This is a genomic window from Corynebacterium sp. HMSC05E07 (genome assembly GCF_001807225.1).
Lineage (GTDB): Bacteria > Actinomycetota > Actinomycetes > Mycobacteriales > Mycobacteriaceae > Corynebacterium > Corynebacterium singulare.
On the sequence record NZ_KV788270.1, the window covers coordinates 5,147 to 5,379 of the forward strand.

General features: G+C 55.4%; 1 protein-coding gene. It reads left to right on the top strand.

Going from position 1 to position 233, the window contains the following annotated elements; genetic code table 11:
- A partial coding sequence (locus HMPREF3149_RS13790) for a relaxase/mobilization nuclease domain-containing protein (protein ID WP_371440979.1) occupies positions 1-233 on the top strand: 233 nt, incomplete at both ends.

Here is a 233-nt window from a genome sequence, read left to right on the forward strand (position 1 = left end):
TCTCACCCGACGAGCTCGATAAAACATCAGCTGCTGATGTCGAGATGGCGCACCATGCAGGGTGTCGGTTAGCTGAGATTGTGGCCCCCCATTCCCCCGCTCTGATAGCCACTCACACTGATAGTAAATCGGGTGCAGTCCACAATCACATCCTGCTTGCTAATCATGATTTCGCGACCGGCAAAACACCGCGCATTGCCGGTAACTGGCACTCGGTTCGCGAGGAGAACGAC